Source organism: Pseudomonas anatoliensis (genome assembly GCF_017976235.1).
Classification (GTDB): Bacteria; Pseudomonadota; Gammaproteobacteria; order Pseudomonadales; family Pseudomonadaceae; genus Aquipseudomonas; species Aquipseudomonas anatoliensis.
Genome location: NZ_JACVHC010000013.1, coordinates 18175 through 34909 on the forward strand (window position 1 = coordinate 18175; position 16735 = coordinate 34909).

Here is a 16735-nt window from a genome sequence, read left to right on the forward strand (position 1 = left end):
GATTTTTTCTTTCCGTAGTAGTTATTTGGTGATCGACGTATCAAGCGCAGGAAAATCAGCCTGCCCGCTTACCTGCATACGCATTTCGTTCTGCATCTGGCGTGCGGCGGCGTCGTTGGCTTGAGTCAATTGCAGAACGCTTTGCAGCTGCGCCTGGTCATTGGCCAGCTTCGCCTGTTCGGACTGAGCGACCGCCTGTAAGTCCATGATGGCTTTAGGGTCGGTTGATGTGTTGATGCTGTTAGACAGGCGCTGCAAGGTCTGCACACGGGTAGCAGAGTTGTTGTAAGCCTGCTGGCCAAGTGCTTGTTGGTTCGCGCTCATGTTGCGCATTTGCTCCAAATACGACTGCATTTGTGGAGACAAGGACTCTGCTTCGGAAGAAGAAAGGACAGCTTGAGACTGACGGATCTGGTTCGCAGAACTGGCCAGGTCGCCGTAGGTTGCACCGCTGTTGCTGTTGAGCAGGGCCATACCCTCACTCCAGTTCGCAGGCAGGCCATTGCGAGGCGAGTCAGAAAGCAGACCACCCATATTGCGGTTGCCGGTAAGCGACGACAATTGCGATTTAGCGACTGACAGGTTGTTTTGAATTTCCGACAGTTGCTGGCTCAGCAGCACGCCATTAGCAATCGCTTTTTCGATGGCGATGGCGTCAATCACAGGAACGATATCCGCCCAGGTGTTACCTGATGCGATGGCAGAAGCCAGGCCGATAGCCAGGGTCAGTTTTTTGAGATTCATCATGCGGTTCTCCGTGCAGCTTTGAAGTGTGGGAGCCATTTTTCCGGCTCGTCTCCATACTGAGCCCTCAAACTATCCACCAGGGCAACGGTATGTTTCCTACTGGACAGTACGTCCAGTTCATAATCAAACCCGTGCAGATCCAAGCTTGCGAATACAGAGCTATGGCCCTGTTTGATTAAGAAGCTGCGAGTTGATTCCGGGTCTGACTCTTTAACGATTTGGAACTCACGAACCGAGATACCCAACTTTTCATATTGCTCCCAATCGGCTTTGTCGTTGGGAAACAGAATTTTGTTAGGCGTCTGTTCGATTAAGGTGTGCGCGATTGGGCTTTTCAACGCATCGTTAGGCGACTGCGAATCCAATACAACGAAACCGTTATTCTTACGGATGGTTTTCAATTGGTCTTCAACAAACGCTTGGAACGGAGCATCGCCCAGGGCTTTCCAGAACTCAGCAACAAACAGCGCAAACCGGCGACCATCCACTAGCATTTGAACAATGTGGAACAGGTACATATTGATTGGTGTACGCAGTTCATCGTTATTCAAAAACGCGGTTACGTCGAAGCCAGTAATAAGGCTTTCACCCAGAGACCCCGCGATAGTGTCGAACTTGTTGTCGAAAACCCACGCGTTCTCCCCGTCTGGCAAGCCAGGCTTACGCGCATAACACCAGCGCTGGAGGCGTTTGTAGATAAGGCTGTCTTTGTCCAGGTAATCCAACACACGACCAATACGGCGGTTCTCCCAGGCAAGACCAAGCACGGAGTTCACCGCTCTCTCAATCTTTTCAACCTCAGTCACTTCAAGCGAGCCTACATCGCCTTGTTGAGCGCTCAAATAAAGCGTCAGACTTTTCAGGAATGGCCGGGTTAGATCGTTCTCAAGATCTAACTTGAACGGGTTCCAGTTAGTAGGCTTTCCGGTCTGTACTGGATAGTATTTCCCACCCAATGCGCGAATAACCAATTCTGTATCGCGGTCTTTCGTAAATAGGACGCAGGTCGCTTTCTGTTTAACCAGCATGCACAGGTTGAATGCGATCCAGGCGGTTTTACCTGAGCCAGTTGGGCCGAGCACCATTGTATGCCCGACGTCTTTAATCTTTGCATCGTTCTTATCTTGCGGGTCAGATCCATGGAACGAAAAGAAATAAGGCGTTCCCGCTGTAGTCATGTACATGGTCAAGGCGTCACCCCAATGGTTATTGGTCAGACGCCCAGCGGGGAAATTATGCATTGGGGCAAAGCCACAAAAGTTCTTGCTGTTGATGCCCGACACCCGAGGCCGATCCTTGAAGTGCCCAGGAAATTGCGACCAGAAAGCCGCAACGATGGCCAGGTCTTCCCGTGCGGCAGTTACCCCAGCAGCGCCTAACGCGTCCACCGCGTCGGCCACGTTGTCATTCAGTGTTTCCACCTGGTCAGATTTAACGAACAGGGTAAAGTGATGTTCGCCCATGACGATACGGCGCGAAGCCAGGTCATCAAGCGCGTCGTCGATTTCGTCAATCTGTGACGTTGCATCGTCCTCGGCACTCTCCATTCGTTTCTGTGCTGTCCGCATCCGACTACGAGCCGCTTCCTGTTTGATAAAGCTAAAGGATTGGGTCAACACGAAGTCGAAGGGGGCGTTCAGCAGCTCGTTTAGGAACACCGATGTAGTTTCAGCAGGATAAGTGCCAATACCCAGCAACGCACCGTATGAGGTGCTTGTGGCACCGCGTACTTCGACTGTCTCGTTACCCCAAAACGGACGAGTCGCCGGGAGTAACTTCCGCAACGGTGCTTGGCCAATGGCTACACGCTGCCATTTACCATTAAGGAGATACCCCATGAACTCCATAGGCTCAGAGCAAAAGATACCCATGTGTTTATAGATGCCCAGCTTTTCAGCATCGTAACGGCGAAGGCTACGGAGGACTTGTTTAACCACCTTGTTCAGATACTCAACCGCTTGCACGCGCTCAGCTTCACGGCTGGTCTTATCTGCCTTGGCCATGAAGTTGAACAGAGCGCTTGAAATAGCTGAAGGGAAAGGCCGGTAAACAATCGTCAGATACAGTTCATTCACGCGAAGCTTTTCACTTGCCAAGCGTGACGAATACTTTTCGTTAAGGTCTTTAGCGAAGCCATCCGGAAAGTCACCGGAAGGATATTTAGTCTCACGACGACGAACAACGTGTTGCCACATTGCAACGTTATGACTTGAGATATTGCGCAGAAGCGCGTTAAGGCGCTTATGCCAGATATTCAGTTGCTCATCATCCGCACTTTCAAAGCTGGCCCCTGTAAGACGAATGACTTGCATGTAGTCACGGTTTTTAGTCATGACCGTGTGCTTATCTACATGAACCTCATACGGAAGACGCTCCGAAACAGGAGGTTCATTCTTAATTACCTTCTTTCTGATCTTTTCGGCAATGCTCATATCAGTCCCCTTTTCTGCAATTTACGAAGCTTACGTTTGCTCAGTTTTTTGCCTACGTTGAACTCCAAGGGGCTGTAGGTCGCGGCTCGCCAATAGATAAAGTTACCGAAGAACGTGAATGCTTTGGTTTTACCCCAAAGATATATAAGTTCAAAGGCTCGCGGGTCATACAAACAAATTCCGTACAACACCAGGTGGACGGGAATAAACATGGTCAACCACAAAAGATTCTTTGTGAAGACAAATACCTCAACCGTAACCATCAGGTTGATAATGAATGCCTGCCAAGTAACTCCAAAGCGCATTGTGGGACGCGTAGGCCCCACGAAAAGAGTATCGACTATTACACCGTCGTTCTTATCCATGTGGGACCTCGTTCTAATCCGTGATTAAACGCCAAACAGGCCGCGAATCCAGCTAACAATCTGGTCACTACCGAACAGCAACACGATGCCGACGATAGAGCCAACAAGCCACATCCAGTGGATGCGACCGAACAAAGCGAGAAGACCCACAGCCATGATTGCAATACCCGCCAGAGGGGTCAGCATGGCCAGGGTATCGGCGGACAACCCTGTCGCACCGGTTTGAAAAGGGTTTGCAGCCATCGCAAAAACTGGGAACACAGTCGCTACCAGAGCAGCGAAAAAACCCCACAGACGGCGGTTTACAGCGTTAGAGCGGTTAGGCGTATCAGGTGCCGTGCGTACTGTCATAGTGAAGCTCCAGAGTTATCGGTGTGGTGAGGCATCTAAGCCCCCGGATATAGCCAGCCAAGGTGTTCAGGTTCGGCCAAAGACGCAGTTGCTTTCTTGCGTTGTATAAAACGTTTTCTCCCTCCTTCCAGGTTAAAACCACAACGAGGCTAAATTTTTGCTCGGCCATCTCTCTCAAGATGAATTGCCGGATCGCATTATTTGCCGCGAATTCTTCTAGCTGGTTCTCGTCGATGGACATCATTTCTTTGGCCTCGGGTGTTGTTGATGAGGCCGGTATCCTATCCGTTCGGGAGGCATTCGGCTGCACCTGAGCGTTCATCGACGACGCATGACCATCGTTTTTGTCGGGTCGGATGTCGTTATTGTGTTGATCCAGAAGGGGCCTCCTTGTCACCGGCGGCAGGTGAATCGTTTAAGCCCTCATCCCCTTCCTGGTCAGTGACTTGCGGCTGGGGAGGCGTGTTTTGCTTGCGTTTGTAGACATCCCAATAGGGAACGTCAGCCGGTGCGGCGTTGCTTGGTGCCGGGGCAGCTTCAGCCCGTTGAGGCACAAACGGAGCTTTACGCGACTGCACAGGTTTCCCGGCCAGCCCATCAAGCTCACGCTGTAGCGATTCGATGTTGTTGCTATGGCCAAGACCTTTGGCCGCGATAGTGCGCACTTCGTCAGGCGACTTCTGCGCTTTGATTGCGTCAGCAAGTTCAGAATTGACTTGCTCAAGGGATTTTCTTTCCGTAGCCAGCTCGTTGCTGAGGATCGTACGGCGCTGGTCGTCCCGGCTTTGCTGGGTATCGCTCCCAACAACCGGGTAAGTCTCAGCGTGTGCGGCGGTAACAGTCCCTGTCAGCAGGGCCAGTAAGAGCGCGCATGGTGTCAGCTTCATAAACCCTCTCCCTTCGTCCGGCGAACCGGACGTACTTAATTCCTTGCGAAGCTACAGCAATGCGTTTTCTGTTGCAACACTTATGCATTAACTGCGTGATGGTTTTGCACTCACTGCACCCGCGCTACCGCTCTACATCCATTGCGGGTTTGTCCTGAATCTTGGCTTTCTCAGCAGCGCGCACAGCCTTGAGTTCAATATTCCAATCCTTACCCGCAGTCGGACGCACGCGTTCGACCTCTTGCGTCACAGCTTGTTTCAAACGGTCGCCTAATCGATCACCCGCCTTATCAGCGTTGAAGCCATCGACGATCTTGTAGCCCTGCCCTTCCAGGTGCTTCGCGGCAGATTGAAGAATGTCCCTGGTGCTGCCAGCAGTACCGATCACCAGGGCGTTGTCTTTCAGTGCCTGGTAGCTCATCGCTTCAATTGACGACTCAACAAATACGGCGACCTTCGAAGCAGCTTTGCCGGTGAAATACAAACCGCGATCACCCCGGATACCGTGGAACGGTTTGCTGTATGTGCCGCGCAATTCTGCACCCGACATATTCCCTTCCAGGTCACGCAAAGCAAACACAGCATTGCCGTATTTATCAGCCCACAACCTGCCTTTCTCAATCGCTATATCAACGATCTGTTCGGGAATTCCGCGTGTGTTGGTTAGGTAGGCTTTGACCTTCGGAAGCTTGCGAGGATCTTGCTCCGGTATCTCTAGTTTCGGTTTTTCTGTTGTATCCAGGATGCGCGTTGCCTGGTGTTTTGCTTCGGCTTGGTAAGTCTGGACGGCAGCATCACGGCCGTGCGTTCCACCAAGCCAAGCAACCGCATCTTTGAACCCAAACCCACCAAGGTGCATGGCCAAATCAATCGCACCACCGCCGCCCTTATCAGCGTCATGGTTATAGAATTTTTCATCAGTAACCGTGATTCGCCCAGCGTGGGTTTTCCAATTGTTCTTAGGGTCTGCTGGATCTGGAAGACCCCCGAAGCCCTCTATCACTGTTGCGAGGTCGATGCCTCGCGCTTTGGCTATATCCGTCTTATCCATGGCTATTCCTCTGACAGAAGATCAAAAGATGCTGCTACGGAAAACAAAGTTTCGTTGCGGCAGAAACATCATAACACACCGTAAAAGGTTAATTTAGCTGTTTACTTACCACTAAAATCGACTATAATAGAATCATGCAGTTAAGGAACTGCATAAACGACGAAGCCCCGAACGGCGGCAACCGGGACGGGGCTTCTAATCACCACTAACTGAACGGAGTTAGAAAATGACTACTCGCTATCTTACCTGTGCTGAAACCGCAAAGCTCGTTCGTAAAGCCCTCAAGGAAGCGTTTCCCGACGTTAAATTCAGCGTCCGAAGCAATGTCTATTCTGGCGGCGCTAGCTTGTCTGTGAACTGGACGGATGGCCCGAACATCAAGCAAGTGGAGTCAGTTACGTGCCGGTTCCAAGCCTCTTATTTTGACGGTGGTATAGATTACAAAGGGTCGATTTATCACATGATGCACGGTGAAACGGTTTCGTTTGGCGCTGACTTTATAAACACCCAACGTGCAGCGTCAGATTTTGCCGTAGAGCAAGCTATCGACCGGGTTTATCGCAACCTGCGCGGAAATTTCACCGAAGCAGGTATGCAAAAACCTACCGTTGAGGACTTCCGTTCTGGCAAGCTCTGGACAGCGATTCTGCCGGGTTATCACAACTATGGCGGTGAATCTGTTCAGTCTGATATTAACGCCGTTCTAAACCGTTCCAGTGACCGACTGCGCGGTCGTGTCAGCGCAACAGCACAATGCGTATTTGTTACGCATGACGATGGCTACAGTCGCCAATGCGGCAGCGGCTTTTCAGCTGTAACCATCCAGTAAGACAAGGCTGGCCCTACGGGGCCAGCATCCATTGTAGAGGGGGCACAATGAACGATCCGAAGCCAGTTACCAAAGGAGGCATGATGGCCGTGCTTGCGGCCAGGACCGCCGAGGCCCAGACACGGGCCGAGGAAGAAGGAAAGCCAGCAGCCCCGACCAAACCCCGGCCTAAGGTTCAATTGCCTTTGTGGCCTGAGCTGGAGCGCGCTATTCCAAACCACTTGGCGCGATCCTCTCTGTTTTCTCCCTGCGGTGTTAGGCGTCAACACGACCGCACAGAAGTTGCCAGCCGCCAGGATGTAAAAATCATGTACACCGGCGAACAGCTAGACATGGCTGATAGCGATGTTTTTATGCAAGCGCTCACCGAAGCCAGGGGAACCCCGCTAGGCGAGAAAATTTTTATCAATCGCGGAAATTTCCTCAGATCGATGGGGCGTTCAACAGGAACAAGCGATTATGAATGGCTGCATGAGTCATTTCGCCGGTTGTTCATTGGCACAATCGAGATTGAAGCCAAGCGCTTTAAAATTGGTGATCCATCAACCCCGAGCGGCAAAATACCTAAATCAAGCGGCCTGCATCTATTGTCAGGCTTCGATTACGATGATGAACAAGAAGCCTATTTCCTTTCCTTTGATGCCCGAATCATCGGCCTTTTTTACAATAAAGAATTTGCCCTGGTTGACTGGCAAAAACGCCTCGAAATTCGGAAACGTCGGGATATGGCCAAGTGGCTACAGAATTACGTCGCGAGCCACGAAAAAGGCGTGCACCGCATTGGCCTCAAATATCTTAAAGAATGGATGACCTACACAAGCCCGCCCAACAAATTCAAGGCTGCTTTAGGCGAAGCCTTGGGAGAGTTGCAGCGTGTAGAGATCATCCAGGAGGCCCGCATAGAACTCAGCACCCGTAATGAACCCCAAGCCCACTGGATCAAGCCATAAGCACCCTGGAATGCTATCCCGGCTGTTTGCCCACTTGTGCCAGGTGCAAGCCTGTCGGGATAGCATTCCAGTTGACGCACGGGATGGCATTCCACAAGGGCGGGATAGCATTCCAGCGCGTCGGGATAGCATTCCAGCGGGTCGGGATGGCGTTCCAGGTCGTCGGGATGGCATTCTTTAGGCTTTGAAAAAATGTATATATTTCATGGAGTTATAACGTTTTTTTAGCGTTAACCATCTTTTAAAGCTTTTTAAAGCTTTTCAAAGTTATTTAACCCCGAAAACTCTTTTTCCTGACTTTTTTTGAAGCAAAAAGCTAGCTTAGCGTCATAAATCGACAATTTGCAGGACAAAAAGGGCGAAAGCGCCACTACGGAAAGAAAATCCCCTCCCTCAGTCACCCCGAGTCGGGATGGCATTCCAGTTACGCCCTAATAAGGGTATTAATCTATTTACTCTATAGTTAAATTACCATACAATGGCATTGTACCCAGGCGGCAACCTGGCAGGCTAACGGAATGGAGTTAGTGACTATGGCTAGATCGAGGCAAAGCCATGCGAAGAAAAGAACGCTTAACCCCGCAGGACTTCGACACCTTGAAGGCCCATATGGGGCCGCGGTGGAAGCCGGCGAACATCGAGGCCGTGCGGCAAGTCCTGGTAGAAGGCCGGAAACAGAAAGACATTGCGGCAGATCTGGAGGTTACCGAGAAAGCGGTTTCGCAAATGGTGAAGAAGGCATACGACCTTCACCAGGAGCACGGCACAGCACCGGAAGGCTGGGTAACAGTCTTTGCCACCCTACCCCCTGATTTGGCCGAACACGTCCGGATCATGGAACAAACAGCGCGGGCAACCTTGAACAGAGGCAAGCAATGAATATTCCACGCAAGTTTAAAGCGAAGGCATGGGCTAACCAGAAAGGCGGCGTCGGTAAATCGATCCTGTCCTATAACGATGCTTTCTTTCTCGCTGAAAGTGGCAAGCGCACTCTGTACATAGACGGCGACGAGCAAGGTAATGGCAGCAAGCGGCTAGTTGAGTACGCGGTTCCTAACCTGGTGACGTCAGATCTATTTAAGGCGAGTTCTCTTAATCCAATCATCCCAATCGACGGCCAGAACCTGTATGTGGTGATGGCTGACGACGCACTGATTAAAGCCGAACGCACCGATATGGACGACGGCGAAATGGTCGAGCTTTTGAAAACGAACCTGGCCACGGTCGCGCAGCACTTTGATTATGTGGTGATCGACACAGCCGGTTCTAACAGTCGGATTGCTAACTCGTTCCTGGTAGCAAGTGACTTTGTAGCTATCCCTTTCCGTGTCGATCCTTTCAGCATCGACGTGGCAAAAAAGGTTCTCACTCGTGTGGCCTTCGTCCAGCAAAAATGGAACCCCGGCCTGGTGAACCTTGGGATTGTTCCCAATGAGTTCGATTCAGGGCAACCGGCGCAAGTGGATTGGCTCAAGCAGCTTGTGAGTGCATACCGCCCGTTCTTGACCGCTGGCTTAGTCAATAAGTCTGTTTCATACAAAGAAGCTGCGTTAGAGGGTGTACCGGTCTGGAGGCTCAGAGGCGGCGACGGTGAATCGAATGCGCCTGTGAAGACCGCAGCACGAAACGCTGGCAAGGAAGTAAAAGCAGTATTCCAAATCATGCTTGACCGGATGGAGAAGGCCAATGGCTAAGAAGGGATTAGGGCTAGATCTGACGGACATGGCGAACTTTCAGCCAACCGTTCAAGCAGCAGAGCCAATCGTTGTAACTGGTGCGCTGGAGGTTCCTTTAGAGGACGTGATTCCAGATCCAGACCAGCCACGTAAAAAGTTTGACCCGGTGGCACTGCAAAATCTGGCCGACGTAATCAAGGGCAGTCAGCTCAATCAGCCAATTTCTGTGCAGCCCAAAAACGCGGAAGGAAAGTATGTAATTAACATCGGAGAACGGCGGTGGCGTGCTTGCAAGCTTGCAGGCTTAGCGACAGTCCCTGTGATGATTAGCGACAAGACCGACCGTTACGACCAGGTGACCGAGAACACCGAGCGTGAACCTCTCACCACTATGGAAATCGCGGAGTTCATCGCACGGCGAGTGGAGGAAGGCGACAAAAAAGGTTACATCGCCAAGCGTTTGGGTATGCGCTCAGATTCAATCTCTCAGCACCTGGCGTTGGCCACAGCTCCGGCGTTCATTCAGAACCTCGGCAATGACACGAAGGTAGGCGCTCGAACCCTGTACGAGCTGGTACAGGCTCACAAGGAGTTCCCTGGTGAAATCGTCGAGTACGTCAGTCAAGAAGAGGAAATTACTCGCGCAGGTTTGGCCACTTTACTTTTACGTTTGCGAGCGAAGCTGGTAGCGACCACACAACCACCCACCGCACCTGGTCAACCCTCCCAGGCACCAACCAACGAGGAAACAAAACCGCCAAAGGAACCACAACAGACCCCCGCAGCCCCGGAGGTTAAAACACAGGAGCCCCAGGCACCGAACCAACCCAATCTGACCCCAGCGCACAACAGCAGCTTGATCAGGTTTATGGTTGATGGGAGGGAGGCGAGCTTAGCGCCCGTTGGCCTGGTTAGCATTGTCTATGCCGATACCGGTGAGGTCTGCGAAGTCGATTTGTCGGCTGTGCAAGTCATCGGAATGGAGGAAGTCGAGAATGAAAGTTCGTAAGATTGCAACGAATTCGGCGCGGCTGGCAGCGTTCTCGCTGCTGTCGCTTTTGCGGCCTGTCGTGGTGACAGTGCTTGAAATCCTCACCGCGTTTAGTCTGTTTGGTTTCCTGGCCTGCGCCTTCTTTGGCCAATGGTTTGTATTCACGGTGCTATTGATTGCGGGAGTGACGACCAGCGCTTTAACTTGGTCGTATGATGCAATCCTGAGTCGCCTGGTGCCCTTCGACTACGGATTCCTTTCCGAAGGTTGAGGGAACATGCCAAATGGTCATTCTTCTGAGCCGACGCCTTGTCGGCTTTTTTCTGTCTGTTCTTCTGCAAAATGGCCGGAGCATTCCCCGCAGATCAATTTCAAACTTGGCTTGCCCCATAGGTTTATTTTGCAGGGCGCGCAGGTGTACTTAACGCGTGTTGGTTTTGAGGTCGATGCGGGGCCTTCCGTTGGTGCTGTGACATTCTCAGGGTCTACCCCCTCGACCGCACCTTCTAATGCTGCCTGCAATGCTTGTGCTGTCACATGGCGTGACGGGAAATAGTCGTACCAGGTAATACGAAAATCCGAGTTCACCAGCTTTTCAAAAGCCTGATCGAATACGCCGCCTTCTATTGCGTAATCGGCCATGCGTTCACCCGTTTGTTTGCCGCCTGGCTTGCCGGTATCACTTGGCATCAAGCCCACCGCTTTCATTTTCTCCCCCCACTCACGGTTATGGTAACGGCGGCGGCCTGGTTTGCCGAAGTGGTGTTGCCACAGATGAACCATTTCATGAACGACCGTTTGCATCACCTCCTTTAGAGGAACGACGCCGAAGTAAGCCGGGTTCAACGCAATCTCATCGGTAAAGCTTTTGTCTGTCTGATTAATAAATCGGCCAGCGGAAAAGTAGCCGTAGGTTTTCTTTTCACGCTGGAGAGTCAGCAGGCAAGACGGTAACTGGCCACCAAATAACTCGACGTTGAAGTGGTGATACGCCTGATCGAGTTCGCCGTAAGCATCTTTAGTTGGGAGCATGATCAATACCTAATTGGATTGTACAAACCAAATTATACCACTTTGGTTTGTACAATCCAAAGTAATGGTTTGTACAAACCAAACTTTGTCATGGCAAAAAACCTCGATTTCAGCAGTGACGAAAGCCCCCGGGAATTTTGTTTCCGTAGTAGCAATCCAGATGCCCAGGCGATGGGGAATTCTGGTTTGTACAATCCAAATTTCTGGTTTGTACAATCCAAAAATGGAACAGGCAACGGAAATCTCGCCGGAGCTTGCCACTTCTACGTTCCGTAGGAGTGGATGCCCTTTTTTGCCATGGCAAAAATGTGGCTTGGTGTAGTAGCTAATGCAGGATAGACTATCGTCGGAAAGGTGCAGCACCTACGGTGCGCACGTCCTCGGGCGCTTTGCGCCCTGCGGTCCTCGTTCTTCGAACTGCGGGATGGAGAAACTTAGATGCCTTCAAAAAAGCCTTTGCTCTCGTCGAGAGTAGAGCCAGAAACAAAGGTTCTTTTCGACAAGAGAGCAGCGGATTTAAAAATGACCTCGGCAGCACTTTTAGAAAAAGTGGTCGAAGCATTTTTGCAGATGGCCACGCCTGAACCTTCGGCCCTGGTCAAAGTTGAGCCTTTGGAACCAGAAGCAAAAAAGACGAAAGTCTGGGTTGATGTCAGCTTGAGTGCGGCCGAGGCAAAAGCACTCGATCAGTTGGCCGCTGAAATGGGATGGTCACGATTGAAGTATCTGGCCCAGCTTTTCCGGGTTCACCTTTCAGGGGAGCCACGATTCAGCGAAAAGGAAATGTTGGAATTGCGCCAGGTAACCATGCAGCTCTCAGCGTTAGGCCGAAACATCAACCAGGTGGCCAGGGCGTTGAACATCAGCCTGGATAACGCAAACCAGGCACACGCAGTGCAATGGGAAATGATGCACAAGGTTATTGATCTACACCGCAAATACGTCAAAGCCCTGGTCAAAAGCAATCTGGATTATTGGGGGATGAACGATGGCGACGAATGACAACGGCGGTTTTGGTGGTGGCGAAGCCCATGACATTGAATTTGCCTTTGGACACAAGCGACCAAAAGGCCGTCGCTTAACCCTCGGAAAAAATGGAGCCAAGGCGCAAGCATGGCGAACCATTACAAAAGTCCCGGAGGTGATGGTTAGAGTTTCCGGAGGCGGTAAAAACCTGCAACACGTCAAGGCCCATTTCGATTACATATCGCGCAACGGAAAGCTCGATATGGTGAACGACCAGGGCGAGCGTATCAGTGGCAAAGACCAGGTCGCGGATTTGTTCGATTCCTGGGATATGGATCTATCAAAAGGGCGGGGCACCAATCGCCAAGCATTCAATGTCGTGCTGTCGATGCCTGCGGGAACCGATCCAGAAAAAGTGCTAGCCGCAGCCCAGGGGTTTGCGAGAGAAACCCTTTACGGGAAACATCAGTACGCGATGGTTTTGCACACTCAAGAATCTGACCCTCATAAAGACGCACCAGCCCACCCGCATGTTCATCTAATTATCAAGGCCGAAGGGTATGACGGGAAACGGCTCCATATCCGTAAAGCTACATTGCAGACCTGGCGGGAAACCTTCGCGGAACAGCTCAGAGATAAAGGGATTGAAGCTAACGCAACTCCGAGGGTAGTCCGAGGCGTGACGAAGAAGGCCAAGACCCCGGCTATATACCACTTGGAGAAGCGAGGCGAATCTAAGGTACGGGCGGAAAAGCTTAATGAGGCTAAAGCAGAACTCAACGCCGGAACCCAGGAAATGAAGCCTTGGGAAAGGGCGATTCTAAACCGCCGTAATAAGACGCTACGCGAAATGCTCCAGGCCGCAGAAAAGTATGAGGGTGAAGGTGATATCACGTTGGCCAACGCGATCAGACAACACGCGGCAGATCTACCTAAACCCGAAACCGAACGTCATGCATTGAAAAAGGAGATTGTCGAGAAGGTTGCTCAGATCAGGTCGAGAGATCAGGACCAGGAACGGGTTCATCAGCCATCAAAAGAGGGAGACAGGGACCGTTGACATTAATCGTAAAACTGTTGATGCAGTTTTGGCTAAAGTGTATTGTGTGCATGTGGGTCCGTTCTCAGGAGAGAAACGTATGGAATATCTACCGATTGCTGGGGCCGTGATGTTACTGGTGTTTGCAGTGGTCACCGTCATGTGGGGAACAGAGGTGTTTTATGACTGAGGTCGTGAAGCTAGGCTTCAAAAAATCCTTACTCGCTTGGTTCAATATGATTTTTGGAATGCTGGCCGCGATCATCAGCGTATGGGCGTTCTTCGCCACTCTAAGTGACTCTGACTCTCCTACCATGCTTTACGTGGCAGGTGCTGCCATCGGCCTGGCATTTGCCTGGATGGGGTATTACAAGTGGTGTACCCGACCACGCAAGCCGCGCACAGAATTGAAGGTTGAAAACGAAGCTTCGCAGTGAGTTGATTTTGGAATTATCGAACGCAAATGGAGTGCCCGACAATGGCTAAAATGATCTTAACTAAAATGTATACGTCTTTATTAGATGTAGTGAAATCAGCTAATTCGCTAAACAACTCAGGGAAGGGGTGGAGCGTAAGCGTCAACGGAATATCCGTAGGTCAAATAAGCGAACATGACATGGAGAGCATCTACAGATCTGTGAGGCGTGATAAACGCTTGTGGCTTGCCCAGGGTTTCCAAGTCGTTAAGGGGGCCTTTAATGCTGCCGTGGCAGCCTTAAAACTAACGCCATTAACATTGTTCGGGTACGCCGTTGTTGGTGCAATGATGGAACCTGCCAAACTTAATCAGGCATTGACCACTACCCCAGCAGAGGTTTTCTTAGCAGGGACGATTATAAGCTTTGCATTTTCCTGTTTTGCCGTACTCGTGGCTTCCCCATTTGAACGCCGGGTGTTTGGGTTCATCGATCAGTTTGCACAAGAACGAGCGCGGCGCATCCGCGTCTTACTGAACGTAGCAGCTGATGGTGAGGTTTCCTTTACTGACCAGGCATATATCGATCATTACAAACAACCCAAGACTGAATAGCTACCAAAGCACCACTACGGAAACAAACAGTAGGGCATGGCGCGTAAGCGATCCTGCCCTACTTCGTTGCGCAGCTCACCAGGTGGCTCGCCTATCATTTAGGTCTACCCAAATGATCGAACGGCGGTAGCGTGCAGAGCTTTATCATTTGCCTGGCAACGCATAGCTAAATGATAGATTATCGTTCAACTTAATTTTTGATAGACAAATGATAATGAACAGTTGCCGGGTCTACCTTAGAGCCAGCACCAAAGACCAGGACGAACACCGCGCACAATTCACCCTTGAAGAATTTGCGAAACAAAGGTCGCTCCAGGTACTGGCCACTTATGCGGACACCATTAGCGGCACCAAGCTTGATCGACCTGAGCTTATGCGCCTGCTGGACGACGCCCAGGATGGCGACATCCTCCTATGTGAAAGCGTGGATAGGCTTTCCCGCATGGCCCACAAGGACTGGAAGAAGCTCCGGCACATGATCGACGAAAAAGGTATGCGTCTAGTGGTTGCGGATCTGCCGACGACGCATCTGCTAATTAGCGGCTGTGACCTGACCAGCCAGCTACTGAGCATTATCAATGATCTGTTGCTTGACCTCATGGCCACCCAAGCAAGGAACGACCAAGAGAAACGCGTAGAGCGAATTCGCCAGGGCCTGGCCAACAAAGCCCGCCGAGGCGAGAAGGTAGGGGGGAAGGGTAGGAACCTGGCCAAGTGGGCAGCAATAGAAAAACGGCTGAATGAGAACCTGACGCTGGCCGACGTGGCCAAGCTTTGCGACGTTGGAATAGCAACAGTCTATCGAGTGCGAGCGGAGCTAAACAAAAAAACAATATCTGTTAACGCAGAAAAGCAAAATTAGCCATAACACTTATGGAGAAAGTGTCGTATCATAAAAGCGTATTCTGTTAAGGAGACGCGACATGACACGTACCGGTTGGGCAAAACTTTGGCATACCTATCGCTGGCTACGCCGTAGCTGCACCTGCATCGAAGCTCTGGCCTGGAGCACGAAGCATATCCCCGAAGGCCGCAAGCCGCTATCCATCGCTTGCAGGGAGGTGCGGCCATGAGTACGACCACCACCCAGCTCCAATTATTCAACGTGCTCGATGCCACTGGCCAAGTCATTTACCAGGGCACCATTAGCGGCTGCTCCCATTGGGTAGACCGCAATCCCCAACCGCGAGTGTGCGTCCAGCGTGCAGATAAGAAGAAGCGTAGAGGGTCGAAAGATGACGAATAACCTACCTGCTGTTGCCCTTGCGAATCTCTGCGAGCGTGTGAAAAAAACCCCTGTCGCCCAGGTGGCCAAACTGTCCTATGGCGATGTTGAGTTGTTCTGCCATTGGAACCCTTCACGTTTCTCCGACGCTCTGCTGGTAAGCTTGCAACGCGTTCAAGGGCTACAGCAAAGCTCACATGGATAAGGGGCGAATAGAGAAAACGGAAAAAATCGTACGCTAAGGTTTTCCGGGCAACCGTAGCGGCCTGAACTTCCCGTCTTCAAGCCGACGGCTCTGCCGCCAGACGTAATCGCCGGTTAGGTTGATGTGTTCCCAACCCAGCGGCGACAGGTATTGCAGCAGCTCGCCGTCCACCGGCTTACCAGCCTCGACCAGCCCCTGGGTGGCGCGTTCCAGATACACTGTGTTCCACAGCACGATAGCCGCCGTCACCAGGTTGAGGCCGCTGGCCCGGTAGCGCTGCTGCTCGAAGCTCCGATCCCTGATTTCGCCGAGGCGGTTGAAGAACACCGCCCTGGCCAGGGAGTTGCGCGCTTCACCCTTGTTCAGGCCGGCATGCACGCGACGGCGCAGCTCGACGCTTTGCAGCCAGTCGAGGATGAACAGCGTGCGCTCGATCCGGCCCAGCTCGCGCAGGGCCACGGCCAGTCCGTTCTGGCGCGGGTAGCTGCCGAGCTTGCGCAGCATCAGCGAGGCGGTGACGGTGCCCTGCTTGATCGAGCTGGCCAGGCGCAGGATGTCGTCCCAATGAGCGCGCACGTGCTTGATGCTCAGGGTGCCACCGATCAGCGGGCGCAGCGTCGGGTAGGCCTGCACGCCCTGCGGCACGTACAGTTTGGTTTCGCCGAGGTCGCGGATGCGTGGCGCGAAGCGGAAGCCCAGCAGGTGCATCAGGGCGAAGACGTGATCGGTGAAACCGGCCGTGTCGGTGTAGTGCTCCTCGATCCGCAGGTCGGACTCGTGATACAGCAGGCCGTCGAGCACATAGGTGGAATCTGGGGTTTGGGGAGCAATGGAACCGAAAACCAACGTAAGCACGAATTAGAGTTCGCTTTACTCGTATGTGACTGTTGATTGGAGAACTCTGATTGTCGAAACGAGTTTATCGAACCGCTTTTCGGATGTTTACGGTCCTTCCTGAT

At 51.9% G+C, this 16735-nt stretch carries 20 protein-coding genes; 11 read left to right on the top strand and 9 right to left on the bottom strand.

Features of this window, described 5'->3' with window-relative positions; all coding sequences use genetic code 11:
- Positions 1 to 21: 21 nt before the first annotated feature.
- The 7 genes from ICA16_RS27940 to ICA16_RS27970 all read right to left on the bottom strand — a co-directional run bounded on the left by ICA16_RS27940 (position 22) and on the right by ICA16_RS27970 (position 5833).
- Positions 22 to 747: a TrbJ/VirB5 family protein gene (locus tag ICA16_RS27940; RefSeq protein ID WP_210702137.1), complete on the bottom strand. Its 726-nt coding sequence runs from the start codon at positions 745 to 747 to the stop codon at positions 22 to 24.
- Positions 744 to 3179, bottom strand: a complete 2436-nt coding sequence (locus ICA16_RS27945; protein WP_210702138.1) for a VirB4 family type IV secretion/conjugal transfer ATPase — start codon at positions 3177 to 3179, stop codon at positions 744 to 746. Before ICA16_RS27945 ends, ICA16_RS27940 begins: the two co-directional genes overlap by 4 nt.
- Positions 3176 to 3544, bottom strand: coding sequence for a VirB3 family type IV secretion system protein (locus tag ICA16_RS27950; protein ID WP_210702139.1), 369 nt, complete (start codon positions 3542 to 3544; stop codon positions 3176 to 3178). Before ICA16_RS27950 ends, ICA16_RS27945 begins: the two co-directional genes overlap by 4 nt.
- Before the next feature lie 24 nt (positions 3545 to 3568).
- Positions 3569 to 3895, bottom strand: a complete 327-nt coding sequence (locus ICA16_RS27955) for a TrbC/VirB2 family protein (protein ID WP_210702140.1) — start codon at positions 3893 to 3895, stop codon at positions 3569 to 3571.
- Positions 3873 to 4217 (bottom strand): hypothetical protein, encoded by a 345-nt coding sequence (locus tag ICA16_RS27960; RefSeq protein WP_148058631.1) that lies wholly within the window; start codon positions 4215 to 4217, stop codon positions 3873 to 3875. The genes ICA16_RS27955 and ICA16_RS27960 overlap by 23 nt, the downstream gene beginning before the upstream one ends.
- Positions 4218 to 4257: 40 nt before the next feature.
- Positions 4258 to 4782, bottom strand: coding sequence for a hypothetical protein (locus ICA16_RS27965; protein ID WP_210702141.1), 525 nt, complete (start codon positions 4780 to 4782; stop codon positions 4258 to 4260).
- 124 nt (positions 4783 to 4906) lie between these two features.
- Entirely contained in the window at positions 4907 to 5833 is a 927-nt protein-coding gene (locus tag ICA16_RS27970; protein ID WP_210702142.1) for a DUF3991 and TOPRIM domain-containing protein, read from the bottom strand.
- Positions 5834 to 6059: 226 nt separating this feature from the next.
- On the opposite strand from ICA16_RS27970, the gene ICA16_RS27975 reads away from it, so the two are divergent.
- The 6 genes from ICA16_RS27975 to ICA16_RS28000 all read left to right on the top strand — a co-directional run bounded on the left by ICA16_RS27975 (position 6060) and on the right by ICA16_RS28000 (position 10550).
- Complete coding sequence (locus ICA16_RS27975; protein ID WP_210702143.1) at positions 6060 to 6662, top strand: LPD29 domain-containing protein; 603 nt, start codon at positions 6060 to 6062, stop codon at positions 6660 to 6662.
- A gap of 47 nt (positions 6663 to 6709) precedes the next feature.
- Positions 6710 to 7612: a plasmid replication initiator TrfA gene (trfA, locus tag ICA16_RS27980; RefSeq protein ID WP_210702144.1), complete on the top strand. Its 903-nt coding sequence runs from the start codon at positions 6710 to 6712 to the stop codon at positions 7610 to 7612.
- Positions 7613 to 8167: 555 nt separating this feature from the next.
- On the top strand, positions 8168 to 8491 hold the full coding sequence (locus tag ICA16_RS27985; RefSeq protein ID WP_210702145.1) for a TrfB-related DNA-binding protein: 324 nt from the start codon (positions 8168 to 8170) through the stop codon (positions 8489 to 8491).
- A complete protein-coding gene (locus ICA16_RS27990) occupies positions 8488 to 9306 on the top strand; it encodes a ParA family protein (RefSeq protein ID WP_210702146.1) in 819 nt (272 codons plus the stop codon). Before ICA16_RS27985 ends, ICA16_RS27990 begins: the two co-directional genes overlap by 4 nt.
- Positions 9299 to 10297 carry a ParB/RepB/Spo0J family partition protein gene (locus ICA16_RS27995; protein WP_210702147.1) on the top strand — a complete coding sequence of 333 codons (999 nt, stop codon included), beginning with the start codon at positions 9299 to 9301 and terminating at the stop codon, positions 10295 to 10297. The genes ICA16_RS27990 and ICA16_RS27995 overlap by 8 nt, the downstream gene beginning before the upstream one ends.
- A complete protein-coding gene (locus ICA16_RS28000; RefSeq protein ID WP_123514129.1) occupies positions 10284 to 10550 on the top strand; it encodes a hypothetical protein in 267 nt (88 codons plus the stop codon). Before ICA16_RS27995 ends, ICA16_RS28000 begins: the two co-directional genes overlap by 14 nt.
- 17 nt (positions 10551 to 10567) lie before the next feature.
- On the opposite strand, the gene ICA16_RS28005 is transcribed toward ICA16_RS28000, so the two are convergent.
- A complete protein-coding gene (locus tag ICA16_RS28005) occupies positions 10568 to 11311 on the bottom strand; it encodes a SprT-like domain-containing protein (protein WP_123514131.1) in 744 nt (247 codons plus the stop codon).
- A 438-nt stretch (positions 11312 to 11749) separates the two neighbouring features.
- Here ICA16_RS28005 and ICA16_RS28010 point away from each other — a divergent pair, with 438 nt between their 5' ends.
- The 5 genes from ICA16_RS28010 (at position 11750) to ICA16_RS28030 (ending at position 15208) form a co-directional block, all read left to right on the top strand.
- Entirely contained in the window at positions 11750 to 12313 is a 564-nt protein-coding gene (locus tag ICA16_RS28010) for a plasmid mobilization relaxosome protein MobC (protein ID WP_210702148.1), read from the top strand.
- Positions 12300 to 13337: a relaxase/mobilization nuclease domain-containing protein gene (locus tag ICA16_RS28015; protein ID WP_210702149.1), complete on the top strand. Its 1038-nt coding sequence runs from the start codon at positions 12300 to 12302 to the stop codon at positions 13335 to 13337. Before ICA16_RS28010 ends, ICA16_RS28015 begins: the two co-directional genes overlap by 14 nt.
- Positions 13338 to 13498: 161 nt before the next feature.
- Positions 13499 to 13753: a hypothetical protein gene (locus ICA16_RS28020; RefSeq protein ID WP_210702150.1), complete on the top strand. Its 255-nt coding sequence runs from the start codon at positions 13499 to 13501 to the stop codon at positions 13751 to 13753.
- A 41-nt stretch (positions 13754 to 13794) separates the two neighbouring features.
- Entirely contained in the window at positions 13795 to 14346 is a 552-nt protein-coding gene (locus ICA16_RS28025; RefSeq protein ID WP_210702151.1) for a hypothetical protein, read from the top strand.
- A gap of 208 nt (positions 14347 to 14554) precedes the next feature.
- A complete protein-coding gene (locus ICA16_RS28030; protein ID WP_338049969.1) occupies positions 14555 to 15208 on the top strand; it encodes a recombinase family protein in 654 nt (217 codons plus the stop codon).
- Between the two features lie 601 nt (positions 15209 to 15809).
- On the opposite strand, the gene ICA16_RS28035 is transcribed toward ICA16_RS28030, so the two are convergent.
- The gene (locus ICA16_RS28035; protein WP_414704759.1) at positions 15810 to 16631 is read right to left on the bottom strand and encodes a Tn3 family transposase; all 822 of its coding nucleotides are present in this window, start codon (positions 16629 to 16631) and stop codon (positions 15810 to 15812) included.
- Between the last annotated feature and the right edge of the window lie 104 nt (positions 16632 to 16735).